We start from the raw sequence: 23,154 nt of genomic DNA, 5'->3' as shown, positions 1-23,154 counted from the left end.
ACTACACCGCTCGTCACAAGGAGCGGCGCGCGGGGCCCGGCGCGGCATCTTTCGAGTATGCTTCGCGCCGTGCTGAAACCGACCTTGGCGGGGGTCGCGATGTTCGTGCTCGTCCCCGTCGCGGCTGCGGCAGGCGAGCCGCCGCAGCCGCCGCCTCCGGTCGACGTGCGGCCGATGGAGTCGCCGAAGAAGGCCGCCGCGGGCGCGGTCACGCTCGCGGAGGCGGTGCGCCGCGCGCTCGAGCGGAACCCGAACACGGAGATCGCGCAGCAAGAGGTGGAGCGCTCCGTCGCGCTCGCGCGGCAGGTCCGCGCGGCGTGGCTCCCGACCCTCGTCGCGAACGGGACGTACACGCGCCTCGACGACGATCGGCGCCTCGCGAACGGCAACATCGTGCTCCCGAAGGACTCGATGAACGCGAACCTGCAGCTCAACGTCCCGCTCATCGCGCCGCGCCAGTGGGTCGCGTCGCAGCGCGCGAAGGAAGGGGTCGCGACGTCGCGCGCGTCCGCGGCCGACGTCCGGCGCGCGGTCGCGCTCCAGACCGCGCGGGCGTACCTCACCGTGATCGCGGAGCACCGCGTGCTTCAGGCCGCGCAGCGCGCGCTCCGGACGTCGCGCGCGTTCGAGGACTACGCCGTCACGCGGTTCGAGGGCGGCGTCGGCAACAAGCTCGACGCGGTGCGCGCGGCGCAAGAGCGCGCGACGGCGGACGTGCGCGTGAAGCAGGAGCTCGCCGCGCTCTCGCGCGCGCAGGAGGCCCTCGGCGTCTTGATGGGCGAAGAGGGAGGCGTCGACGCGGCGGAGGACCCGTCGCTCTCGCCGCCGCCGTCGGTCGACGCGGCGATGAACGAAGCGAGCTCGCGCCGCGCGGACATCGCGGTCGATCGCGATCGCCTCGCGGTCGCGCGCCGCGCGTCACGCGACTCGTGGGTCGACTACCTCCCGACGCTGAGCGCGCTCGGCCAGCCGTTCTACCAGAACCCGCCCACGTTCACGCAGCCCACCACCGGCTGGCAGGCGCTGCTCGTGCTCCAGCTCCCGCTCTACGACGGCGGCCTCCGCTACGGCGTGCAGGAGGAGCGGAGCGCGCTCGAGGCGGAGGCGCGCGCGCGGCTCGAGGGCGCGCTCCGGCAGGCGCGCTCCGAGGTCCGGGTCGCGTTCGACGAGATGCGCCGCTCCGACGAGGCGCTCGAGGCCGCGCGCGAAGCGGCGAGCCTCGCGAAGGAGTCGCTCGATCTCGCGCGCGCCGCCTACGAGGCCGGCGCGACGTCGAACATCGAGGTCGTCGACGCCGAGCGCCGCTACCACCAGGCCGAGACCGGCGCCGCCGTCGCGGAGGACGCCTCGCGCCAGGCGCGCCTCGACCTCCTCGCCGCCTGCGGGCGCTTTCCCTAGGCTCCGCTCCGTTCTGTTTCGCTCCGTTCCGTTCCGCTCCTCACGCGACGCTGGGCGCGGGGTCGCCGTTTGCCTCGATGTGGGCGCGGAGGGTGCCGTTCTCGAGCGCGAGTTGGGTGAGCTCCTCGCCGCCGATCAGCTGGCCGCGGACGAACACCTGCGGGAAGGTCGGCCAGCCGCTCCACAGCTTGATCGTGAGGCGGCGCGACCACTCGGAGAAGTAGCTGCCGTACTCGAGGTACGCGAACTCGACGCCGGCCTCGGTGAGCGCGCGGCGGACGTTCTTGACGTGGAGGTTCTGCGCCATGCCGACGACGACGACCGGGTGCTGCAGCAGGGCAGCCTCGATCTCGCGGATCGTCTCGGGGTGGCGAGCCGCGAGCTTGGCGGCGGCGGCGGTGTGAATCTTCGCGGGCTCGAGCTGCTTCCTTGTCGTCATGGTTTCGCCGTTCGATGCCCCTCCGCCGCGGGCCGTTCCGCAGAGAACTTGGCCCGCCGCGAAGCGGCCGCGTATCGCCGTGGGATGCGCGCGAAGAAGCACTCAGCGCCTCGAATCGTCCCCGCCCCGGAGCGCCGCACCGGCGAGGACCGCCGCCAGGCCCCGGATCGCCGCGAGATGCCGCGCCCCGAGGGCCGCCGCCGCAACGGCGGGAGACGCGCGAGCGATCCGGTCGACGCCTGATCGCGCAGCGACGCGCGCGCGTCAGCGGACCATGATCATGCCCTTCTTTCCGTGGAGGTCCGAGCTCCGATCGCAGCCGGTCGCCGAGAGCTGGAACCGATGGGGGTAAAGGCCAAAATTGCCCAAATTGGGATTGTCGCGAAAGAAGAAAAAGTCCGTCTCGCGCGTGTGGCCGGCATGGCGGAGCATCCACGCGCCGTCGAACGACTGACACGGTCCCGTGACGCTCGTCTCGTTGGTGAGAAGGACCCCGGCGTCGGTGGTCTGCATGAAGCCTTCGGGGAGCTCCGCGCGGAGCACGTTCTCACCCCACGCGAAGCTCCCCGCTGTCGCTTCCCCGATGAGGATCTCCCGGAACGGAACGGGATGCTGCGCCAGATCGAGGGAGTACGGCGTCGTGAAGTCATCGAGTGAGCCGCGCTTGCCCCGCCAGCCGAAAGGCCCGCTGCTCGACGTGGAGTCGCCCGAGCGTCCGACCAGCGTCCACCCGCCGCCGGCGAGCGTCATGTCGCACCAGACCTGGACGCCGAAGCGTTCCGGCAGCTCCAGCGTGTAGAGGCCGCTGACCGTGTTGCCGCGCGCGCGGTGGTCCTTGCAGCTCAGCGACGGTCCGGCGTCCCTCTTCGGGAGCGGCGGCGCGACGCTCGCTTCTTGCTCCTGTTCCTGCACTGGCGCGCCGCCTTCGACCTCGCTCGCCGCGCCCGGCTCCACGCCGAAGGGCGCGCAAGCATGCATGACGACGACGTCCAAGGCGGCGCCACCGAGAAGCACGCGTGCCACCCGCCCCGACATGCCGCGATCGTAGGCGAACGACGCACGATCCCCAATGTCTCGATGTGAGGCGGCCGCTCTTCGGTTGCGACGACGGCATGTGCATGCACGGAACCGAGCGCCGTGCGGTCGCTGCAGGGGCGAATGCGCGCCCGAGGCGACGACGGCGTTGGCGGTGTCGTGTGCGGGGGTGTTGGCGGACGATGCTCTGGACGCCGCGTGGTGGGCGCGGCAGAAGGCGTGGATGGCTCGGGGTCTCGGCTGGTCTTCATGCGTCGTGGCGGCGGTCGTCGTCGTGGCGTGCAGCACGAAGTCGAGCACGGACGCGGGCGCGCCTCCGAGCGAGGCCGCGGCGCCGGTCGTCGCGCGCGTCGACGCCGGCGTGGACGCCGCCGCGATCGCGGTCGTCGAAGACGCCGCGGCCCCGCCGCCGGAGGATCCCTTCGGCCGTCCCCGCGTCGCGGCGCGCGCCGGGTGCGGCGCGCTCGGCGCGGGCGTCGCGAAGAAGGACGTCGAGACGTCGTTCGTCGACGGGGACGACCTGCTCGCGATCGTGAACCGGTCGCCGACCGGATCGCTCGCGCCCGACTATGCGCCGTCGGACATGGTCGACATCCGGAACGGCAAGCCGAAGACGGCGGCGGAGTGCGAGGCGGTGCAGTGCCTCCGCAAGGACGCCGCCGCCGCGCTCGACGAGGTCCTCGCCGCGATGAAAAAAGCTGGATTCCCTGGAAAGGTCGAGTCCGCGTTCCGCAGCTACGGCGCGCAGTGCGGGACCTTCGGCAACTGGGCGCGGAACAGCGACTTCTGCAAGGCGACGGAGCAGTCGGCGCTGCCGGGGCACTCGCAACATCAGCTCGGCACCACGGTGGACCTCTTCACCGAGGAGTGGGCCAAACACCCGAAGGGCGTGTTCCGCGACGGCTTCGGCTGCACCGACGCGGGGCGCTGGATCCGCGAGCACGCGACCGAGTTTGGGTTCGTCATGCCGTACCCGATCCACCCCGACGATCGGCATCCGAAGCAGAGCTGCGTCACGCGCTACGACATCCCGGTCGGCATCAACCCGCGCGCGGGCTACCGCTACGAGCACTGGCACATCCGCTACATCGGCAAGGAGGCGGCCGCGCGCTTCAAGGCCGCGTTCGACGCGGGCGACGTCGGCAAGCCGTACGAGCTCACGCTCGAGCAGTGGCTCCGCGCGGAGAAGGGGATCCCGAAGGACCGCGGCGACGGTGAGCTCCCCGTCTGCGACGGCTGCAACTGCGGCGTGTGCAGCACGCTCGCCGCGCCCGGCGAGGGGACGTGCGACAAGAAAGGAGGCGCCCTCCACCTCGACGAGCACGGCAAGCCGCGCGTCGTCGGCGCCGAGCCGTCGATCACCGACGTCCAGCGCGGCAAGGCGAAGAGCGTCCGCGTCGTCGAGGTGAAGCTCGACGTGCCGGCCGGGCTCTTCACGCAGCCGCCGCTCACCGGCGTCACGGCCGGGGCGCACTACACGGAGGCTGCGACCTTCGAGAAGCTCGCGCCGTTCCCGGCGACGCAGGACCGCGCGTACCCGCCGCTCGCGGACGCGTGGGAGATCGCGATCGAGCCGGTCCCGAACACCACCGGGACACCGTGGCCCTACCGCGCCGCCCTCACCACCGCGCCGGACGCGGTGCTCTACAACCGCGCGAACATGCTCCTCCCCGCGCACGTAGGCGCCACCACCATCCGGATCCCGGTCCCGAGCACCATGAGCAAAGGAAAAGTCGCGGTGATGAAGGGAGGGGCTCCGCACGGTCAGGAGCGCGCCGTCGAGCTCGAATGACGCCGACCGCGGGGGCGAGCGGGGGGCCGCGTGGCGGTGGCGAGTTTTTTTTCGTCCATCGTGGGCGGCTCGTTCGTTGTCGCGTGTGCTCCTGCCGTTCGAGCTGGCGATGAAGGACGTCGCGGAGGGCGATCGGTTCCTCGCGGCCTTTCACGCCGGCGAGCGGTGGGCGATCGAGGACGCTTACAAAGAGCACGCGCGCCGCGTCATCGCCGCGGCGCGCAGGCTGGTCGGGCCCGTCGACGCCGAGACGATCGCGCACGACGTGTTCTACCGGCTGCTCTCCAGGAGCGACATGCGCCGCAGCTTCCAAGGCGGGAACCTCGCCGCGTGGCTCACCCAGGTCGCCGTGCGCGCCGCGGTCGACGACCTCCGCAAGCGGCGGCGCGAGAAGGGGCTCGAGGAGACCGCGTCCTTCGAGCCGGTGACGCAGGTCGACGACGAGATCGAGGCGAAGATGATGATCGATCGCTTCCGCGAGGAGGTCCTCGCGAAGGAAGACGCCGCCCTCTTCGAGGTGCGCTTCATCAACCGGATCGCCCAGCGCGACGCCGCGGTCCTGCTCGGCATCCCGCGCTCCACGCTCGTCTACCAGGAACAACGCATTCGCGAGCAGCTCGAACGATTCGTGGTGGAGTCATGACCTGCGCAGATCGGACCCTCGTCGACGCCCACTTCGCCGGCACCATCGCGCCGCGCGAGGAGCGCCGCATGCGCGCGCACCTCGACGGCTGCGACACCTGCCGCGCGCGCTACCGCAAGCGCCAGATCCTCGGGCAGATCGATCCGCAGGCGCTCGTCGCGGAGGAGCGCGTCGCGCGCGGGCTCGGCCTCCGGAGGCCGCGCGTCTCGAAGCTCCCCCTCGTCGCGGCCGCGCTCGCCTTCGCGGCGCTCCTCTTCTTCGTCGTCCGCCCCGCCCCGAAGGACGACGGCTTCACCGCGCGCGGATCGGTCACGGGCACGACCGCGCCGTCCACGCCCGCGTCCACGTCCACGATCGCGGTCTATCGCGCGAACGCGGACAGCGGCGCGGTGGTGCTCGCGAGCGGGCCGATCGGCGCCGGCGACGAGCTCGCGTTCTCCTACGACAACGCGAGCGACAAGGCCTACCTCATGATCTTCGGCGTCGACGACGGAGGCCGCGTGTACTGGTTTTATCCCGCATGGACGAGCGAGACGGACAACCCGATGTCGATCGCGATCGAGCCGGGCAAGCGCAAAGAGCTCCCGGACGCGGTCCGCCATCCGATCATGGGTGAGCGCTTGACCATCCACGGTCTCTTCCTCGACACGCCGCAGACGGTGCGCGACGTCGAGGCCGCGCTGCGCGATCGGCGGCTCGACGCCTTGCCCGGCGCGGTCGACCACGTCACGATGTTCGAGGTGGGGCGATGAAGAAGCTCTCGCTCGTTGCCCTCGTCGTGCTCGCCCTCCTCCTCGCGCCGTCGCGCGCGCGCGCGGAGGACGCGCCGCGCGCGACGTTCGCGCTCATCGTCGGATCGAACCAGTCCGTCGACACGAACCTCGCGCCGCTGCGCTACGCGGACGACGACGCCGCGCGCTACCTCGATCTCTTCCGCCTCCTCGGCGCCCGCACCTACCTGCTCACGCGCCTCGACGACAACACGAAGCGGCTCCATCCGCAGGCGGCGGCGGAGGCGACGGACCCGAAGAAGACGAGCTGGGACGCCGCCGTCGCGCAGCTCGCCGACGACGTGAAGAAGGCGGCCGAGCGCGGCGTCGAGACGACGGTGTACTTCGTCTACGCCGGGCACGGGAACGTGCAGAACGGTCAGGGCTACATCACGCTCGAGGACCTCCGCCTCTCCGGCAACGACCTCGCCGCGACGTTCGCGAAGGTGCCGGCCACGCGCATCCACGTCATCGCCGACGCGTGCGCCTCGTACTTCCTCGCCTACTCGCGCGGGCCGGGCGGCGAGCGTCGCGCGCTCGAGGGCAGCTTCGGCATCGCGCCCGCGCTCGCGGCCGACGCGCGCATCGGGCTGCTCCTCTCCACCTCCTCCGCGCGTGAGAGCCACGAGTGGGACGCCTTCCAGTCCGGCGTCTTCAGCCACGAGGTCCGCTCCGGCCTCTACGGCGCGGCCGACGCCGACGGCGACGGGCAGGTGAGCTACCGCGAGATCGCCGCGTTCGTCGCGCGCGCGAACCAGTCGATCCCGAACGAGCGCTATCGCCCCGACCTCCACGCGCGCGCGCCGAAGGGCGGCGACATGCTCCTCGATCTCCGCCGCGCGAACGGGCGGCGGATCGAGATCGACGGCAAACACGCGGGCCACTACTTCCTCGAGGACGCGCGCGGCGTCCGCATCGCCGACGTGCACAACGCCGCGGGCCAGACGCTCACGCTCGTGCGCCCCGCCCCGAACGGCCGCGCGTACCTGCGGCGTGTCGACGACGACAACGAGCTCGTGATCGAGTCGCGGCCCGACGTCGTGAGCGTCGCCGACCTCGTCGTGGCGGCGCCGCGCGTCGCCTCCCGCGGCGCCGCGCACGAGTCGTTCAACGCGATCTTCACGCTGCCCTTCGACAAGGACGTCGTCGCCGCCTACCCGGTCGTCGAGTGCGCCGAGACGACGCCGATGCCGGCGTACGTCGACAAGACGCAGCTCTCTCCGCGCGCTTCATGGCGCACGCCGGCCGGCGTCGTGATGGGCGTGTTCGGCGCGGCGTTCGTGGCGAGCGGCGTGTACCTGTCGATCAACACGGCGAACCAGTACGAGCGCGGGCTCCAGGAGAACAGCCAGGGGACGATCCAGACCTGGAACCGAGACATCCGGGACAAGGAGCGCATCGCCGCCGCGTTCTACGTCGGCGGCGGGCTCACGCTCGTCGCGAGCGCCGCGATCCTCTTCTGGCCGTCGCGCGAGATCAAGAAGGTGCCGAAGGCGGTGCAGGCGGTGCGCGCGAGCGCCCTCCCGGGCGGCGCTTATTTCGGGCTCGGCGGCTCTTTCTGATCGGAGCGTTCGTCCATTGCTCCTCGCTCGCTCGTTCCTCCTCTGCATGAAGCGACTCCTCCTCGCCGCTGTGCTCCTCGGCTGTCGTGACGAGGGTGCACCTTTCCTGGACGATGACGACTACGGAGGCACCAAGACGCCGAAGTGCTGCGACGAGTCGCCGAGAGACGTGGGCGTGGTGGAGATCGATCCCGCCATCATCACGCTCGCGAGCGCGGAGGACGTCGCGTGCATGACGGTCGACGACGACGCGGTGTACTGGGTCACGCGCGAAGGACGGATCGCCGCGCTCCAGACGACGGACGTCCCGAGCACGGGGCCGCGGCCGGCGACCCCGCCGGACGGCGTGCGCGCCGATCTCGGCGAGGGCCCGTGCGAGCTCGTGCGCGACGGCGACGAGCTGTGGGTCACCTCGCTGAAGGAAGGCGCGCTGCATCGCCTCACGGTGGTGAAGAACGTGGACCGCACCGTCTCGTTCGGCGCGAGCCACGACACGGTCACGGGCTTCGACGCGCCGACGTCGGTCGCGATCGACGCGACCCACGTCTACGTCGCGGAGCACGACGCCGGCGTCGTGAAGCGGTTCGCGCGATCGGCCGCGGGCGCCGACGCGGGCGGGCCGCCGGCGACCGAGACGCTGGCGACGGAAGGGACCCGGGCCGCGAGCCTCCGCCTCGACGACGACACGGTCTACTGGCTCAGCTTCAAGGCAGAGGACGGGACGAGCCGCGCGCGCAAGGTCGCCAAGACCGGCGGCGAGGTCACGACGCTCGCGCGCGCGGAGCACGTGCTCGAGCGCATCGGCGGCGCGCTCTACTTCTTCGACGGCGACGTCGTCCGCACGGTGTCGACCGAGGGCGGCCTCCCGATCGCGGTGCGCACCGGCGCCACCACCGCGTTCGCGACCGACGGCGCGAGCCTCTACCTCGCCGCGGGCGGCGGCATGAGCGTCGTCGCCGTCGACGGTACGCGTCACCTGTTCACCTTCGAGAGCGACACCGGCGCGCGGGGCGACGTGAAGCTGTTCGCGCAGCCGCGGCGCCTCGTGTGGACGCGAGCGCGCTCGATCTTCACGCGGGCGGTGCCGCCGTGATCCGCGCGCGTGGCGCCTTCGCGCTCGTCGCGAGCGCCGTCTCTCTGCACGCCGCGTGCAGCCCGCAGCTGTCGCTCGAGGGCCGCACCTGTCCTTGCGTGGCCGGCTACTTCTGCTGCGAGAGCACCGGCTACTGCCTCCCCGATGACGAAGACGTCGCCACGTGCGAGGAGACGAGGAAGAAGAAGGACACGACCCAGACCGCGAACGACTGGACGTTGGTCGAGGAGATCGCGCGCGCGAACGTGCGCTGCTTCGCGACCGATCCCGACGCGGCGTACTGGATGACCGCGGAGGGCAAGATCGAGGCGCACCGCACGGCGGCGGGGCCGGCGATCGTGACCGAGCGCTTCTCGCTCCCGGCCGATCCGGTGACCGCGTGCGGGATGGCGCGGAGCGGCGCGAGCCTCTACGTCACGCTCGAAGGCGGGAGCGTGCTCCGCCTGTCGGTCACGAAGGACGCGGACGGCACGATCCGGCTCGGGCTTCGCGCCGACCGCCTCGGCGTCGGTGAGCTCATGGCCCCGATCGCGCTCGCCGCCGCCGGCGACGTGCTCTACGTCGCCGACCGCGACGCGAAGGCGATCGCGCGCCTCGACGGAGAGGTGACGACGGAGATCGCGAAGACGGACGGCGCCCCGAAGGAGGTGCTCGTCGCGGGCGCCGACCTCCTCTGGATCGACGAGGCCGGTCTTCGCCGCCGCCCGCTCGAAGGCGGCGAGACGCAGACCATGCACGGCGGAGGCGTCGCGCACCTCGCCGTCCACGAGGGCACGGTGTTCTACGTCGAGGCCAAACACGTGTGGTCGCAGTCGCTCTCCGGCGGCGACGCGAAGACGCTCACCGTCGAGCCCGGCGCCACCATCTTCGCGATCGACGGCGCGCGGATCTACTTCGACGAAGGCGAGCACATGGCGCGGATGGACCTCGGCGGCGGCTACGCCGAGCCGGCCTTCCTCCGCCGCGCGAGCGAGGGCGCCCCGCTCTTCTTCACCGTCGACGCGACCCGCTTCCTCTGGGGCACGCCGAAGGCGATCCACATGGTCCGCCGCTAGGCGCGGCCGTGCTCGATCTCGGGCGCGACCTTGAAGAAGGCGTTGCGCTCGGGATCGTTGTAGCTGCGCCAGTCCGGGCTCCACGGGACGACGTTCGCGGTCTGGCCGTCGTGCGTGATCGTGCAGGCCATCGGCGTGACGTCGCGGTACGCCGACTCGGCGGGGAGGTCGTTGTTGTCCTTGCCGCCGGCGGAGAAGAGCGTGAGGAGGCGGCCGAGCTCGTCGTCGTAGACCGCGTGGAAGCCGTCGATGATCTTCTCGTGGCCGCGCATCATCGTGTTCGCCCCGACGCGCTGCATGAAGGCGCGGAACTGCATCCGGCCGAACGCGAAGCGCGCGGCCTGGTCCTGGAGGTCGGCGGGGATGACGTCCGCGGTCGAGGGATCGCTCCACATCATCTGGAAGCGGAGGTCGCCGTCGTTGAGGGAGGAGAGGTCCTTCCACTTCTCCTTGATCGCGCGGTCCTTCGGGATGCCGCCGTGGACGAACATGAAGCGATCGAACAAGAAGACGTTCGGCATCGCCTCGAAGAGCGTGCGGTAGTGCCGGAACACGTCGACGGGGAGGTGCGGCTTCAGCGAGTTGATCGCCTCCGCCGGCTTCACGCCGCCGTACATCGTGCCGTTCACCTCGACGTAGTACTCGTGGTTGCCGCGCAGCATGATCACGTGATCGGGCGCGGTCACGAAGAGCTGCAGCACCGTGCGGAGCACGCCGTTGAGGCTGAAGCGGCCGCGATCGATGTAGTCGCCGAGGAGGACGAGGAGCGGATAAGGCTCGACGCCAGGGTTCTTGCGGTACGCGTCGACGCGCTCGAAGAAGCGGCTCTGGAGCACGGTCGCCTTCAGGATGCTGTAGCAGCCGTGGAGATCGCCGAGGACGGTGAGCTCCGTGCGGTGGCCGGGCTTCGGCTTCCGCACGTAGGTGTGGCCGTCGAGGAACGCCTCGCCGGGCGCGACGTCGGCGAGCGACTTCTTCCCCGTGAGGCGGCCGCTCCCCTTCCGCCGCTGCTCCTCGAGCGTCGCGAGCGCCTGATCGAGGAGCGCGCGGTCGGCGCCGACCTGCCGCCCGAGCGCGTCGGGGTTCGAGGAGAAGTGGAACTCGAACGGCTTGAAGAACGGGTGATCGGCCTGCGACTGGCCCGCGTTCACCGGCTTGCCGACCGAGATGCGCGTTTGCGACTCGCTCGGATCGTCGGCCGGGGTGAGCTCCATCTCGAGGTCGGCCTCGAGCAGCTGCGCGAGCTCGCTCCGGAACTGGACCTCGGCCGGGTGCGCCACGCCGTCGGCGAGGAGCAGCGAGTCGATGAGGTCCATGAGCTGCGTCTGGCCGTTCGTGTCGAAGCTCTGGAAGATCTCGAAGCACCGCACCTTCAGCTTCGAGTGCACGAACGCCTTCGGGTCCTCGTTGGAGGAGACGCTCTCGGTGAAGAGCTCGCGCACGTTCGCGTCGATGCCCTCGAACACCTCGTGGAAGTGCTTCGTGAACTTCTCGATGATCTCCGACTTCACCTCCGGCGCCGCGTCCGGCATCGCCGTCTCGGCGCGGTGCTCGATGAGCTTGCGGATGATCTGGCGGACGAAGCTCTTCTCCGCCGCGTCGAAGTCGCCGTCGATGTAGCCGAACGTTACGAGGTAGAAGATGACCGCATGCATCTCCTGCTCGGCGCGCTGCGGATCGTCGCTGAAGGTGATCATCGAGGCGGCATCCTACCGCCTGCTCGCGGACAGGTCACTTCGCGGGGAAAGAACCGTTGCAGTCGCCGTAGGGGCCGCTCACGTCGTCGCCGCCGCGGTACCACTTGCCGTCCTTGCACTGGAACCAAACCTTGTTGCTCTTGCCCTGCACGCACGAGAGGCCGTCCTTCATGTCCTGGAGGGACTCGGACCAGCAGCCGCCGCCGTTGTCGGGCTCCTCGGGATCGACGACCGGCGCCGGCGCCTTCTTCTCCGGCGTCTCCTCGTCGCCCGTCTCTGTCTCCGTCTCCTCCTCCTCCGTCTCCTCCGGCAACGCGGCGCTGCCCGGGGCCTTGGTCGCGTCGCACTCCTTCTTGTGCGAGCGGTAGCCGTACCAGGCCTTGATCCCCTGCGACTTGTAGATCGCGAGCGCGCACTTCGCGTTCGTGTCGACGTCGAAGAGCGCCTCCGCTCCCTTCGGACAGCCCTTCGTGCCGCCGTTCAGGTGGATGCTGTTGATCTGGAAGAGGCCGCGATCGACCGAGCCGTTCTTGTTCTTCGTGTTGATCGCGCGCGAGTAGTAGCTCGACTCGTACTTCGCGGTGCAGACCATCTTGCCGATCATGTTCTCGGGCCACCCCGCCGAGCGGAGCGCGCCGGCCACCTGCGCCGGCGTGAGGCGCGTGCCGGCGAGGAGGTGACTGCCGGTCTCCCCCATCTCTTCTTCGTCTTGGGTCTCGACCGCGCACGCGCCGAGGAGAGCGGCGACGGATCCGACGGCGAGCAGCGTGGCGAGCTTCGAGGAGGCCATGACCTCCCCAACAGCAATCAGTGGACCATGAGCCTACATCGGCGCTTCGTCGAAAAACGCGGGAGATCGCGAGGATGGAGCTCGGCGATCACCGGGCGGCGACCCATGTCACCGGCCCGCGCCTGATCAGGACGATCATGAGCAGTTTCGGCAGCATACGTTTCAGATTCGGTTCACTCGGGAAAATTCCAGGCGCCCTCGCGGCGCTCGGCGCGCGGCGGCACGAACGTCATCGCGTGCTCGGCCATCGCCGTGATCGTGAGGCTCGGGTTCACGCCGAGGTTCGCCGGGATGATGGAGCCGTCGACGACGAGGAGGTCCTCGTAGCCGAACGCGTGGCTCTTCGGATCGACCACGCCGTCGTCCGCCGTCTCGCCGATCGGGCAGCCGCCGAGGATGTGCGCGGTGGAGGCCTTGCCGAGGAGCACCTCGAGGAGCCCCGACTGCGGGGTGCCGTTCATCTTCTTCGCCATCTTCTTCGCGACGAGGTTCGCGATCGGGATGTACGTCGGCGAAGGGACCCCGCCGCCCGGCGCGCTGTCGAGCTTCTGCGAGAACGGCCACCACCACCGCCGCCGCAGCACGTAGCGGAGGTGGTTGTCGACCGGCTGCATGACGAGGAGGATCGCGGATTTCTTCGCCCATCCGAACGGCACGATCGTGCGGAGGAACTGGAGCGGATGGCGGAGGATGGTGCCGAGCCAGCGGATCGGACGCGGGAGCCATCCGCCTCCTTCGGTGAGCACCGTCGCGAGCGGCGCGAGCGCGTCCGAGCCCGCGGAGTAGCGGACGACCTCGATGTGCGTCTTGTCGTCGACGAAGACGCCGCTCGTGATCGCGATCCCCTTCGAGTAGTCGACGTCCTTCTCGCCCGAGCGCACGCTCAGGATCGCCTCGCTGTTCGTGCGGAGGTAGCGACCGAGCTGCGACGACAGGCGCGGGAGCGAGCCGCGCTCCTTGCAGCGCATCAAGAGGTTCACCGTGCCGTAGGAGCCGGCGGACACGACGACGCCGCGCGCGCGCAGCGTGCGCCGCCGCTTGAGCCACCCGGTGGAGGACTCGATCGTGAGCGCGTAGCCGCCGCCCTCGAGCGGCGCGACGTCGAGGACGCGCGACTCCGGCTCGATCGTGAGGCCGCGCTTCTCTGCGAGATACAAGTAGTTCTGCTCCAGCGTGTTCTTCGCGCCGAAGCGGCAGCCGACCATGCAGCCGCCGCACATGATGCAGCCGGTGCGGTCCGGCCCCTCGCCGCCGAAGAACGGGTCCTTCACCGTGACGCCGGGCTCGCCGAAGTAGACCGCGACGTCGGCCTTCTTCCAGGTGTGGCCGCGGCCCATGTCCTCCGCGACCTCCTTGAGGATGCGGTCCGTCTCGACGACGACCTGGCTCTCGACCACGCCGAGCATCTTCTTGGCGGTGGCGTAGTGCGGCGCGAGCTCCTTCTTCCAGTCGAGCCCGATCCAGCGCGGGTCCTCGAACGCCTCGTCCGGCGGGACGAGCATCGTGTTCGCGTAGATGAGCGAGCCGCCGCCGACGCCCGCGCCGTGGAGGAAGAACGCGTCCTTCACGAGCGTCATCTGGAGCATCCCGTACATCCCGAGCCACGGGCGCCAGAGGTACTTCCGGACGTTCCACGTCGTCTCCGGGAAGTCCTCCGCGCGCCAGCGCTTCCCCATCTCGAGGACGGTGACCGAGTAGCCCTTCTCGACGAGGCGGAGCGCGGACACGCTCCCGCCGAAGCCGGAGCCGACGATGGCGTAGTCGACGTCGAACGCCGTCACGCTTCGTGACGTATCACTTCCAGAGCGACTTCGCCCGCTTCGCGAGGGGAGAATTCGAGACCAAAGAGCGCTAGTGTGCCCCGTCGCGATGGCGCGTCCCGAAGCTCCCTCGATCCCGCCCGGCACCGTGCTCGCGGGGAAATACGTGCTCGGCGCGAAGCTCGGCGCGGGCGGGATGGGCGCGGTCTACGAGGCGACCGATCCGTCGGGGCGCGTCGTCGCGGTGAAGACGCTGCTGGTCGGGCCGGGCGCGCCCGCGGCCGCGGCGGAGACGCGCGCGCGGTTCCTCCGCGAGATCGAGACCACCGCGCGCCTCGCCCCGCACAAACACGTCGTGTCGCTCCTCGATCAAGGCGTCGACGACGCGAGCGGCGCGCCGTACCTCGTGATGCCGCGTCTCCGCGGCGAGGACCTCGGGCAGGTGCTCGGCCGCGCGAAGGTGCTCGAGCCCAGCGTCGCGATCCCGATCGTCGTGCAAGCGTGCCGCGGCGTCGCGGTCGGGCACGCGGCCGGCATCATCCATCGCGACATCAAGCCGACGAACCTCTTCCTCGAAGAGGAGAACGGGATCGTCCTCGTGAAGGTCACCGACTTCGGGCTCGCGAAGGTGCAGGCGGCCGGGATCGACTCGCTCACGAGCTCCGGCGCGCTCCTCGGGACGCCGCATTACATGAGCCCGGAGCAGGCCGAGAACGCGAAGCGCGTCGATCCGCGCACCGACGTGTTCGCGCTCGGGATGGTGCTCTATCACGCGCTCACCGGCGCGGTCGCCTTCGCGCGTCCGGGATCGTTCATGGCGTTCCTCGTCGGGCAGGCGACGGTGCCGCCGCTGCAAGACAAGGCGCCGTGGGTGTCGCCCGCCGTCGCGCGCGTCGTGCACGCCGCGCTCCTCCGCGCCCCGGACGCGCGCTGGCCGGACCTCGGCGAGATGGACCTCGCGCTCACGATGGCGGCCGGCTACGAGATCGCCAACGCGCCGCTCTACCGCGCGTCTTTCGCCGGCGTATCGCAGGCGACGCGGGCCCAAGTCGCGCCGCGCGCGACGCTCCCGGCGCACTGGGAGGAGCTGCTCCGCGGATGATTTCCGGTGGTGCTATCCTCCGCGGGTCTCGAATTGGCCCCTTAGCTCAGCTGGATAGAGCAAGTTATTTCTAATGACTCGGTCGCTGGTTCGAATCCAGCAGGGGCTACCGAACCAGTGAAGACCGATCTCGCCGACCTCGTGGCGGAAGCCGCCCGACCTTCTGCGAAGAAGGCGAAGGACGATCTCTTCCGTCGCCTCGAGCTCGGCTCCGGGCTGCCGGGGCCGCGCGCCAACCTGCCGCTCGCGCTCGACTTCGCGCACGCGTGCGCGGGCCTCGGCGCCGAGAGCGACGGGCTCGCGTACGCGATGGCGAACGATCCGCCCGACGAGCGGCGCGGCGCCACCGCGCGCGAGTTCCTCGCGATGTGCGGCGTGCTCGCGGTCGCGGCCCGCGCGCAGATCGCGAAGGAGGACGCGGTGCGGGAGCGCGCGCTCGAGCTCCTCGAGGCCCACGCCGACGACGTGCGCTTCCGCGTTCGCGACGCGGTGCCGCTCGGGCTCGCGATGCTCGGCACGAAGATGAGGACCGCCCTCGCCGAGCCGCTCGAGGGCTGGATGGACCGCTATTTCCACGCCGCCGCGGTCCTCCGCGCGCTCGCCGATCCGAGCTGGCTCGAGACCTTCGCGCCCGCCGAGCACGCCGCGCCGCTCGCGCTCCTCGACGCCGCGTTCGTGCTCGCGCACGACGCGCCGCGCTCCGCCGTGCGTTACCCCGGCCACAAGTCGCTCGTCGAGGCGATCGCGATCGCGCCGCGCGCGGCCGCGAAGCGCTTCGGCCGCCCGGTGTTCGACCTGCTCGCGCGATGGTCCGAGGGCGTGAAGATCCCCGACCTCCGCGCGGCGATCCTCGCGAACCTCGAGGACGCCGCGATGAAGAAGCCGTTCGCGGAGGAGATCAAGAAGGTCAGGGCGCTCGTGGAAGGCAGCAAGGCCCCGCCGCGCGATCCCACGCGCATCGTCCCGGGGATGCGCCAGCGCGGAAAGAAGCAGCGTCGATGAAACGTGCATTTTGCATATTGTTCCTCGCCGCGTGCCACCCGTCGTCGTCGCGACCGGAGGGAGGAGACATCGTGGTCCCGAAAGCGAGCCCGGACGCGAAGACAGAGGACTCCTTCGACGCCTCGGCGGTGCCGTTCGGCGCCGCGCACGGCTGGTACCTCGACGGGGAACAGGCGCAGCCGAGGTACGTCGACCGCGCGCAGGTCGTCGCCGCGCTCAGGGCCGGCAAGAAGCGCGCGGTCGCGGTCATCGCCGAGAAGATCGAGGAGTGCTCGAGCGCGGGCGGCACGCACGTCCTCCTCGCGTCGGGGGCCGAGACGCTCCACTTCGGCGGTCACGGCACGTTCCTCCACGTCGGCTTCGACAAGGGCGCGCTCTTCGTCGTCGCGTACGATCCGGTCTCGCCGCCCGAGTCGATCGAGAAGAGCGCGTTCTGCGTGCCCGATCACCTCATCCACGGTCGCGCGACCGCGCTGTTGCAGGTGAAGGACCAGGCCGAAGGTGAGCACCTCCTCGAGCGGCTCGCGCGCTAGACTGCCGCGCATGAAACGCATCGCCCTCGCCTCGTCCTGCGCGCTCCTCTCCGCCCTCGCCTGCACGCCGAAGGAGGAGACGAAGGTGCAGCCCGCCGCCTCGGTCTCCGCCGTCGTACCGAGCGAGCCGCCGAAGAAGGCCGGCGTCGACGTCGGCGATCCCGCGCCCGAGGTCGACATGCCGCTGCAGGATGGGCGGAGCCTCAAGCTCTCGTCGCTCCAGGGCAAGAACGTCGTCGTGTACTTCTACCCGAAGGACGAGACCCCCGGCTGCACGGTGGAGGCGCAGAACTTCCGCGACAAGGCGGAGGACCTGAAGAAGGCGGACATCACCGTCATCGGCGTCTCGACCCAGGACGCCGCCTCGCACAAGGCCTTCATCGAGAAGGAGAAGCTCCCCTTCGACCTCGCGATCGACGCCGATCAGTCGATCGCCAAGGCCTTCGGCGTCCCGGTCCGGAACAACTTCCACGCCCGCTGGACCTTCCTCGTCGGCAAGGACGGCAAAATCAAGAAGGTATGGCGCGACGTGTCACCCAAGGACCACGCCACCGAGGTCCTCACCGCCGCCGGCGCCTGAAATCGTCAACGCAGGGGCCTGCGGCCCCTGCACCCCGCTCGCAGCCGTAGGACGCGCGCGAAGACGCGCGCATCCTCCGCTGCTCGCCGATGAACGCCCCTGACGGCGTTCTGGGCTCCGCTCGCTCCTTTACGCACATGGAAAATTAGCGCGAATCGAGACCGCATCTCGTTGATTCGATACTCTTCGTCTGATGCGCAAAGTTTGGCTTCGCGCGCTCGTGGCGGGGGCGTGTCTCGCGATGGTCGTCGTGACGACGCCGTCTGCGCGTGCGCAGGCGGACGACGCTCAGCGTGCGGCCGCGCGCGGCTTCGCGACGGACGGTCTGACCGCGTTCAACGCCGCTCGATACGACCAGGCGATCGATCTCTTCACGCGGGCCGAAGCGCTCGTGCACGCGCCGCCGCACCTGCTCTACATCGCGCGCGCGAGCGCGAAGACCGGCAAGCTGGTGCGCGCGAAGGAGCTCTACGTGAAGATCGCGCGCGAGGAGCTCGCGCCGTCCGCGCCGAAGGCGTTCGTCGACGCGCAGGCCTCCGCTGCCGCGGAGCAGGCCGAGCTCGAGCCGCGGATCCCGAAGCTCACGATCACCCTCGCGGGCCCCGGCGCGGAAGGCGCGTCCGTCACGATGGACGGCGTCGACGTACCGCGCGCCCTCATCGGCGTCGCGCAGCCGGCCGATCCCGGCGTCCACAAGCTGCACGCGATCGCGAACGGCTGGAAGGCGGCCGACGCGGAGGTCGACCTCGTCGAGGGCGGCGCCGGGACGGCGACGCTCACGCTCGATCAGCCGGGCACGACGAGCGAGCCCGCGCCGGTCTCGACCGACGAGCCCTCGACGCTGCGCCGGATCTCGCCCTTCATCGCCTTCGGCGTCGGCGCGATCGGGATCGCGGTCGGCACCGTGTTCCTGCTCAAGAACCACGGCGATCGCGACGAGGCCGATCGGCTCTGCCCCGACGGCCGCTGCCCGCTCTCGCGCCAGGGCCAGATCGAGGAGCTCGACAAGAGCGCGAACCAGGCGCAGACGCTCTCGTGGATCGGCTACGGCGTCGGCGCCGCCGGCGTCGCGGCCGGCGCGCTCCTCGTGATCTTGAACCGGTCCTCGACGCCCTCCAAGCCGGCCACCGGCTTCACGATGACGCCGTGGGTTTCGGCCGGCTCCGCCGGCGTGACGGGACGGTTCTGACATGAAGTCGCTCAAGACCTTCGCTGGCTCCCTCCTCGTCGCCGTCGCCGTGGTCGCGGGCTGCCGCGGCACCGTCGACCGCGCCTACTTCGACGACCTCGCCGGCCCGGAAGCGGGGGTCGACGGCTCGAGCACGAGCTCGAGCACGAGCTCGACGTCGTCGACGTCTTCCTCCTCGTCCTCGAGCGGCGACTCGGGGTCGGGCAAGGAGCGCGACGCGTCCGACGACGGCCCGCCGCCGATCACCGCCCCCGCGTCGATCAAGGGCACCGTCGTCGGGCTCGTCGGCGCCGGGCTCGTGTTGCAGAACAACGGCGGCGACGACCTCTCGATCACGACCGGCGGCGCGTTCGAGTTCGAGACGCAGCTCGCTCCGAACCAGCCCTACGACGTCACGGTGAAGAGTCAGCCCGAAGGCCCGACGCAGACCTGCACGGTCGAGAGGGGGACCGGCACCGCGAAGGGCGTCGACGTCACCGACGTCGCGGTCACGTGCACGACGAACGCCTACCCCGTGAGCGTCAACGTCACCGGCCTCGAGACCGGCCGCACGGTCGTGCTGACCAACAACGGCGGCAACGACCTCACGATCACGCAGAACGGGACGTCGACGTTCGCGAACGACGTTCCGAGCGGGGGCAACTTCAACGTCCTCGTCAAGACGCAGCCCGGCGGCGGCAACAACTGCACGATCTCGGGCGGGTCCGGCCAGGTCGTGACGTCCGCGGTCGACAGCGTGGTCGTCAACTGCACGCCCGGCACGTTCACGGTCGGCGGCTCGGTGAGCGGCCTCGCCGGGAGCGTGGTCATCACGAGCCACGGCGTCGACCGGACGATCAGCTCGAACGGCGCCTTCGCGTTCCCGCCGATCACGAACGGCACCAACTACAACGTCACGGTCAAGACGCAGCCGGCGTACCCGCCCGCGACGCAGACCTGCGCCGTCGCGACCGGCACCGGCTCGGGCACCGTCAACGGCGCGAACGTCACGAGCGTGCAGATCAACTGCACGACGACCCAGTACACGGTCGGCGGGACGGTGAACGGGCTCACCGGGACGGGCCTCGTCCTTCGCAACAACGGCGGCAACAACCGCTCCATCACCACGAACGGGTCCTTCTCGTTCAGCAACGCGATCGCGAGCGGCGCCACCTACGCGGTCACCGTCTTCACGCAGCCGACCGGCCAGACATGCTCGGTCGCGACCGGCACCGGCACCGGCACGGTCCAGTCCGCGAACGTGACGAGCGTGGTCGTGAGCTGCGCCGAGACGCAGCCGCTCTCCGAGAACTTCGACGGCGTGACCGCGCCCACGCTGCCGCCGGGCTGGACGACGGCGTCGCTCCTCTTCGGCAACTCGCCGTGGACGGTCGTCGCGCCGTCCAGCAACCAGCGGGCCAGCGCGCCGAACTCGGCGTTCATCAACTCCACGGAGAGCCGGCGCGACTACGTGCTCGTTTCCCCGGTGTTCACCGTTTCATCGACGACCGCGAAGCTCTCGTTTTGGAACCGCTACCGCACCGAGTGGGACTACGACGGAGGGATCCTCGAGATCAAGATCGCGGACGGCCCGTGGCAGGACATCATCGACGCCGGCGGCTCGTTCACGGCCGGCGGCTACAACGGCACGCTGGAGGAAGACAACGACAGCACGCTCGCGGGACGGCCGGCGTGGCACGGCTCCGGCACCGTGACGACGCAGGCGAACCTGCCCGCCGCGGCGGCGAACAAGAGCTTGCAGCTCCGCTGGCGCTACGCGAGCGACAACGGCTATGCCGAGCAAGGCTGGTGGATCGACGACGTGTTGGTGACGAACTGAGCGACCTCGATGAACGCCCCGATCCCCAATTCGGCCCCCCAATCGTCCGAGACGCAGCTCGTCCCGGGCTATTGGCTGGACCGCTACGAGCTGCTCGCGCCGGTCGCGCAGGGCGGCTTCGGCGCGGTGTGGCTGGGGCGACTGCGCGGCAAGCGCGGCTTCGAGAAGCTCGTCGCGATCAAGGTGCCGCGCCTCAACGGCGACGTGTCGTTCCAGGAGATGCTCCTCGACGAGGCGCGGATCGCGTCGGCGATCGATCACGACAACGTCGCGAAGATCATCGAGCTCGGCGAGCAAGGCGAGATCCTCTACATCGTCATGGAGTGGATCGACGGCGAGCCCGTCTCCACCCTCCTCCGCGCGCTCGACAAGACGAAGACGCAGATCCCGATCCCGATCGCGCTCCGCATCATCATCGACATGTGCTCCGCCGCGCACGCGGCCCACGAGCTGCGCGGGCCGGACGGGCAGGAGCTCGGTGTCGTCCATCGCGACATCTCCCCGCAGAACATGCTCATCACCTCGAACGGGGTGACGAAGCTCATCGACTTCGGCATCGCGAAGGCGCGCGACCGCGCCGCGGGCGACACGACCGACGGCACGCTCAAGGGGAAGGTGAAGTACATGGCGCCCGAGCAAGCGCTCGGCCGCGCGGTCGATCGCCGGAGCGACGTCTTCGCGCTCGGCGCCGTCCTCTACCGCTTCCTCTCCGGGCGCGCGCCCTTCGAGGCGGAGAACGAGATCGCGACCATTCACCGCCTCGCGACCGGCGCGCCGCCGCAGCCGCTCCCCGACACGATCCCGACCGCGGTCAAGAACGTCGTCATGCGCGCGCTGAGCCTGCAGCCGAGCGCGCGCTACAAGACCGCGCTCGAGATGCACGCCGCGCTGAACGACGTCGGCCTCGCGGCGGACGGCGCGCAGATCGCGGAGTTCATCGAGATCCACCTCAAGGAGCGCCTCGCGAAGCGTCGCGCCGCGATCGACATCGCGCTGAAGGCCGCGGCCGATCGCACCGCGCTCGGCGACATCTTCCCGGCGCCGCTCTCGTCGCGCGATCACTCGGCCGGCCCGATGTCGGAGAGCGGCCTGCCGACCTCGGACAGCCGCAGCCAAAGCCAGCAGGTGACGCCGGGCGCGGTCGAGAGCTCGCAGATCTCGCAGCTCTCTCAGGTCACGGGGCCGAACCTCCCCGCGCCTTCGCGCCTCCGCTGGCTCTGGGCGCTCGCGGTCGGCGTTGGCGCGCTCGGCGTCGTGATGATCGTCGTCGTCGCGACGCGCACGAAGCCGCCGCCCGACGTGCCCGCCGCTCAGCTCGCGTCGTCTCCGCCTCCCGAAGCGCCACCGCCCGAAGCGCCGCCGGAGCCGCCTCCGGTCACGCCGGTCGCGGTCGAGCCTTCTCCGTCGGCGGCGGCGTCCGCGTCGGCCTCTGCTTCCGCGGCGAAGCCGGCGCCGCGGCCCGTCTTCGTCGCGCCGGCCGGCAAGCCCAAGCCGAAGCCCGCCGCTTCGGCGAAGCCGTCCAACACGGCCGACTTCGGCTACTGATCGCGCTACGCGAGGCGCTCTCGTCTTCCGGTCTTCCGCTACGCTACCGGCGTGGCGGGCGACGCGTTCGAAGCGGCGGAGATGCACGACGGCGCGCCGATCGTGCGGCGCGACAAGGTCGTGAGCCGCGGGATGGCGGCGCTCCTCGCGGGTTCGGGGCTCCTCCCGTTCGCGGTCGCCATCCTCGTCGCGCTCGTGAACGGCTCGTCGGAGCGGCCGCTCCCGGCGCCGGCGCTGCCGTTCTTCGTCGCGTTCTTCTGCGCGCTCGGCGTGTTGATGATGGGCATGGGCGTGGTGTTCGGCGTGCTCCGCACGGTGGTGACGAAGAAGGCGGTGCACGTGAAGTACGGCCTCTGGGGCCCCACGATCGCGCTCGACGCGATCGAGTCCGTGCGCGTCGTCGACTACGACTGGACCGAGTTCGGCGGCTGGGGCATTCGCATCGGCAAGGGCGGCAAGCGCGCCTACGTCCCGCGCAACGGCCCCTGCCTCGAGCTCGTCTACCGCGACGGCCCCACGCGCAAGCACGTCCTCATCGGCGCCGAAAACGCCGCCGCAACCGCAGCGGCAATCGAAGAAGCCCGCGCCCGCCCCCGCATCACCACCGACCTCACCCCCGACCCCGCCGCCGCCGCCGCAGCCGCCGCCCCCGCGCGGCCCTTCTTGTCCGCCTTCACGTCCGTCTCGCCGAGAATCCGGATCGGGGAGAAGAAGGAGCTCTCTCTGTCGCTGAGATCGTCCTCCTCTGCCTCATGCGTGGTCCTCAGCCCGTCGATGGGCGCCTTCCCGCGGCCCCCGCCGGGGCCAGCCGTGGACATGGCCTGGTTCGGGGGGTGAGAGAGCCTGGGTCCACTTTGGCTCGTGCAGAACCGACGAGGAAACCTAGACGCTTTAAAACACAAGGGACGCGCGCGCCAGACGATGAAAACACAGATGAATGTGGACGCATAGCTCAATATATCGCTAGATCACGCGGATTTGGCCCGAGACTGGCAACGTTCTATGGTGCAGTGTCTTGGTTGAATTTACACCATACAGTTTCTCTACCCCTGCAAATCGTTTTCGGATTCCCAATCAATTCAAGATTTGGAAGTTGAGCGTTGCATTTCTCGGTGTCTGGAGTGCGGTTCGGCGGTATGCCTGCGGGGATTGCGCATGAGTGTGGACAGGGTAAGCATTTGTCAAGGTTGCCGTGCCGTTTCATGTCCCCCTTTGCAGGTTCCCGTCGAGAATGAGCTCGACGGCGGCGTCGATCAACGATGCATCGATCCTATACAGTTTGGCGGTCTTCGGGCTGCCAACGATTGTTTTCTTTCTGCTCGCGGTGCTCCACATTATCAAGCTCCGCGG

Annotated in this window: 21 protein-coding genes and 1 tRNA gene; 17 read left to right on the top strand and 5 right to left on the bottom strand. The window is 70.2% G+C overall.

What is annotated here, in order from left to right; all coding sequences use genetic code 11:
• Positions 1-69 precede the first annotated feature (69 nt).
• Positions 70-1,398: a TolC family protein gene (locus KF837_42775; GenBank protein ID MBX3234094.1), complete on the top strand. Its 1,329-nt coding sequence runs from the start codon at positions 70-72 to the stop codon at positions 1,396-1,398.
• Positions 1,399-1,438: 40 nt separating this feature from the next.
• Here the strand turns inward: KF837_42775 and KF837_42770 are convergent, their stop codons facing one another.
• Positions 1,439-1,837: a glutaredoxin gene (locus KF837_42770; protein ID MBX3234093.1), complete on the bottom strand. Its 399-nt coding sequence runs from the start codon at positions 1,835-1,837 to the stop codon at positions 1,439-1,441.
• Positions 1,838-1,921: 84 nt separating this feature from the next.
• On the opposite strand from KF837_42770, the gene KF837_42765 reads away from it, so the two are divergent.
• Positions 1,922-2,080 carry a hypothetical protein gene (locus KF837_42765; protein ID MBX3234092.1) on the top strand — a complete coding sequence of 53 codons (159 nt, stop codon included), beginning with the start codon at positions 1,922-1,924 and terminating at the stop codon, positions 2,078-2,080.
• A 21-nt stretch (positions 2,081-2,101) separates the two neighbouring features.
• On the opposite strand, the gene KF837_42760 is transcribed toward KF837_42765, so the two are convergent.
• The gene (locus KF837_42760) at positions 2,102-3,172 is read right to left on the bottom strand and encodes a hypothetical protein (GenBank protein MBX3234091.1); all 1,071 of its coding nucleotides are present in this window, start codon (positions 3,170-3,172) and stop codon (positions 2,102-2,104) included.
• Here KF837_42760 and KF837_42755 point away from each other — a divergent pair.
• The 6 genes from KF837_42755 to KF837_42730 all read left to right on the top strand — a co-directional run bounded on the left by KF837_42755 (position 3,129) and on the right by KF837_42730 (position 9,787).
• Positions 3,129-4,664, top strand: coding sequence for a M15 family metallopeptidase (locus KF837_42755; protein ID MBX3234090.1), 1,536 nt, complete (start codon positions 3,129-3,131; stop codon positions 4,662-4,664). The two genes, KF837_42760 and KF837_42755, sit on opposite strands and share 44 nt — an antisense overlap.
• Before the next feature lie 76 nt (positions 4,665-4,740).
• Positions 4,741-5,307 (top strand): sigma-70 family RNA polymerase sigma factor, encoded by a 567-nt coding sequence (locus KF837_42750; protein ID MBX3234089.1) that lies wholly within the window; start codon positions 4,741-4,743, stop codon positions 5,305-5,307.
• Positions 5,304-6,059 carry a zf-HC2 domain-containing protein gene (locus KF837_42745; GenBank protein ID MBX3234088.1) on the top strand — a complete coding sequence of 252 codons (756 nt, stop codon included), beginning with the start codon at positions 5,304-5,306 and terminating at the stop codon, positions 6,057-6,059. Before KF837_42750 ends, KF837_42745 begins: the two co-directional genes overlap by 4 nt.
• Complete coding sequence (locus KF837_42740; protein ID MBX3234087.1) at positions 6,056-7,639, top strand: hypothetical protein; 1,584 nt, start codon at positions 6,056-6,058, stop codon at positions 7,637-7,639. The genes KF837_42745 and KF837_42740 overlap by 4 nt, the downstream gene beginning before the upstream one ends.
• A gap of 46 nt (positions 7,640-7,685) precedes the next feature.
• Positions 7,686-8,732 (top strand): hypothetical protein, encoded by a 1,047-nt coding sequence (locus KF837_42735; protein ID MBX3234086.1) that lies wholly within the window; start codon positions 7,686-7,688, stop codon positions 8,730-8,732.
• Entirely contained in the window at positions 8,729-9,787 is a 1,059-nt protein-coding gene (locus tag KF837_42730) for a hypothetical protein (protein ID MBX3234085.1), read from the top strand. Before KF837_42735 ends, KF837_42730 begins: the two co-directional genes overlap by 4 nt.
• Here the strand turns inward: KF837_42730 and KF837_42725 are convergent.
• From KF837_42725 to KF837_42715, 3 genes are all read right to left on the bottom strand, one after another.
• Positions 9,784-11,484: a serine/threonine protein phosphatase gene (locus KF837_42725; protein MBX3234084.1), complete on the bottom strand. Its 1,701-nt coding sequence runs from the start codon at positions 11,482-11,484 to the stop codon at positions 9,784-9,786. The two genes, KF837_42730 and KF837_42725, sit on opposite strands and share 4 nt — an antisense overlap.
• A 34-nt stretch (positions 11,485-11,518) precedes the next feature.
• Complete coding sequence (locus tag KF837_42720; GenBank protein ID MBX3234083.1) at positions 11,519-12,274, bottom strand: hypothetical protein; 756 nt, start codon at positions 12,272-12,274, stop codon at positions 11,519-11,521.
• A gap of 173 nt (positions 12,275-12,447) precedes the next feature.
• Positions 12,448-14,055, bottom strand: a complete 1,608-nt coding sequence (locus KF837_42715; protein MBX3234082.1) for a GMC family oxidoreductase — start codon at positions 14,053-14,055, stop codon at positions 12,448-12,450.
• Positions 14,056-14,143: 88 nt separating this feature from the next.
• On the opposite strand from KF837_42715, the gene KF837_42710 reads away from it, so the two are divergent.
• The 9 genes from KF837_42710 (at position 14,144) to KF837_42670 (ending at position 22,641) form a co-directional block, all read left to right on the top strand.
• Positions 14,144-15,136 (top strand): serine/threonine protein kinase, encoded by a 993-nt coding sequence (locus KF837_42710; protein MBX3234081.1) that lies wholly within the window; start codon positions 14,144-14,146, stop codon positions 15,134-15,136.
• A 35-nt stretch (positions 15,137-15,171) separates the two neighbouring features.
• Positions 15,172-15,245, top strand: a tRNA-Arg gene (locus KF837_42705).
• Between the two features lie 8 nt (positions 15,246-15,253).
• Positions 15,254-16,138 (top strand): hypothetical protein, encoded by an 885-nt coding sequence (locus KF837_42700; protein ID MBX3234080.1) that lies wholly within the window; start codon positions 15,254-15,256, stop codon positions 16,136-16,138.
• Complete coding sequence (locus KF837_42695) at positions 16,135-16,671, top strand: hypothetical protein (GenBank protein ID MBX3234079.1); 537 nt, start codon at positions 16,135-16,137, stop codon at positions 16,669-16,671. The genes KF837_42700 and KF837_42695 overlap by 4 nt, the downstream gene beginning before the upstream one ends.
• Positions 16,672-16,681: 10 nt before the next feature.
• Positions 16,682-17,251 (top strand): peroxiredoxin, encoded by a 570-nt coding sequence (locus tag KF837_42690; GenBank protein ID MBX3234078.1) that lies wholly within the window; start codon positions 16,682-16,684, stop codon positions 17,249-17,251.
• A 193-nt stretch (positions 17,252-17,444) separates the two neighbouring features.
• Positions 17,445-18,440 (top strand): hypothetical protein, encoded by a 996-nt coding sequence (locus tag KF837_42685; GenBank protein ID MBX3234077.1) that lies wholly within the window; start codon positions 17,445-17,447, stop codon positions 18,438-18,440.
• A gap of 1 nt (position 18,441) precedes the next feature.
• A complete protein-coding gene (locus KF837_42680) occupies positions 18,442-20,259 on the top strand; it encodes a hypothetical protein (GenBank protein ID MBX3234076.1) in 1,818 nt (605 codons plus the stop codon).
• A gap of 9 nt (positions 20,260-20,268) precedes the next feature.
• Positions 20,269-21,804, top strand: a complete 1,536-nt coding sequence (locus KF837_42675; GenBank protein ID MBX3234075.1) for a serine/threonine protein kinase — start codon at positions 20,269-20,271, stop codon at positions 21,802-21,804.
• Between the two features lie 51 nt (positions 21,805-21,855).
• Positions 21,856-22,641: a hypothetical protein gene (locus KF837_42670; GenBank protein ID MBX3234074.1), complete on the top strand. Its 786-nt coding sequence runs from the start codon at positions 21,856-21,858 to the stop codon at positions 22,639-22,641.
• Positions 22,642-23,154: the final 513 nt, after the last annotated feature.

Origin of the sequence: Labilithrix sp., from assembly GCA_019637155.1 — a bacterium.
Lineage (GTDB): Bacteria > Myxococcota_A > Polyangia > Polyangiales > Polyangiaceae > Labilithrix.
This window is presented reverse-complemented; position numbering and strand designations above follow the sequence as displayed.

Bases quoted from the DNA above. Each gene is read 5' to 3' on its own strand.
- KF837_42680 (MBX3234076.1), top strand. From the start codon at position 18,442: ATGAAGTCGCTCAAGACCTTCGCTGGCTCCCTCCTCGTCGCCGTCGCC.
- KF837_42690 (MBX3234078.1), top strand. From the start codon at position 16,682: ATGAAACGCATCGCCCTCGCCTCGTCCTGCGCGCTCCTCTCCGCCCTC.
- KF837_42725 (MBX3234084.1), bottom strand. From the start codon at position 11,484: ATGATCACCTTCAGCGACGATCCGCAGCGCGCCGAGCAGGAGATGCAT.
- KF837_42695 (MBX3234079.1), top strand. From the start codon at position 16,135: ATGAAACGTGCATTTTGCATATTGTTCCTCGCCGCGTGCCACCCGTCG.
- KF837_42720 (MBX3234083.1), bottom strand. From the start codon at position 12,274: ATGGCCTCCTCGAAGCTCGCCACGCTGCTCGCCGTCGGATCCGTCGCC.
- KF837_42710 (MBX3234081.1), top strand. From the start codon at position 14,144: ATGGCGCGTCCCGAAGCTCCCTCGATCCCGCCCGGCACCGTGCTCGCG.
- KF837_42675 (MBX3234075.1), top strand. From the start codon at position 20,269: ATGAACGCCCCGATCCCCAATTCGGCCCCCCAATCGTCCGAGACGCAG.
- KF837_42765 (MBX3234092.1), top strand. From the start codon at position 1,922: ATGCGCGCGAAGAAGCACTCAGCGCCTCGAATCGTCCCCGCCCCGGAG.
- KF837_42685 (MBX3234077.1), top strand. From the start codon at position 17,445: ATGCGCAAAGTTTGGCTTCGCGCGCTCGTGGCGGGGGCGTGTCTCGCG.
- KF837_42745 (MBX3234088.1), top strand. From the start codon at position 5,304: ATGACCTGCGCAGATCGGACCCTCGTCGACGCCCACTTCGCCGGCACC.
- KF837_42770 (MBX3234093.1), bottom strand. From the start codon at position 1,837: ATGACGACAAGGAAGCAGCTCGAGCCCGCGAAGATTCACACCGCCGCC.
- KF837_42740 (MBX3234087.1), top strand. From the start codon at position 6,056: ATGAAGAAGCTCTCGCTCGTTGCCCTCGTCGTGCTCGCCCTCCTCCTC.
- KF837_42735 (MBX3234086.1), top strand. From the start codon at position 7,686: ATGAAGCGACTCCTCCTCGCCGCTGTGCTCCTCGGCTGTCGTGACGAG.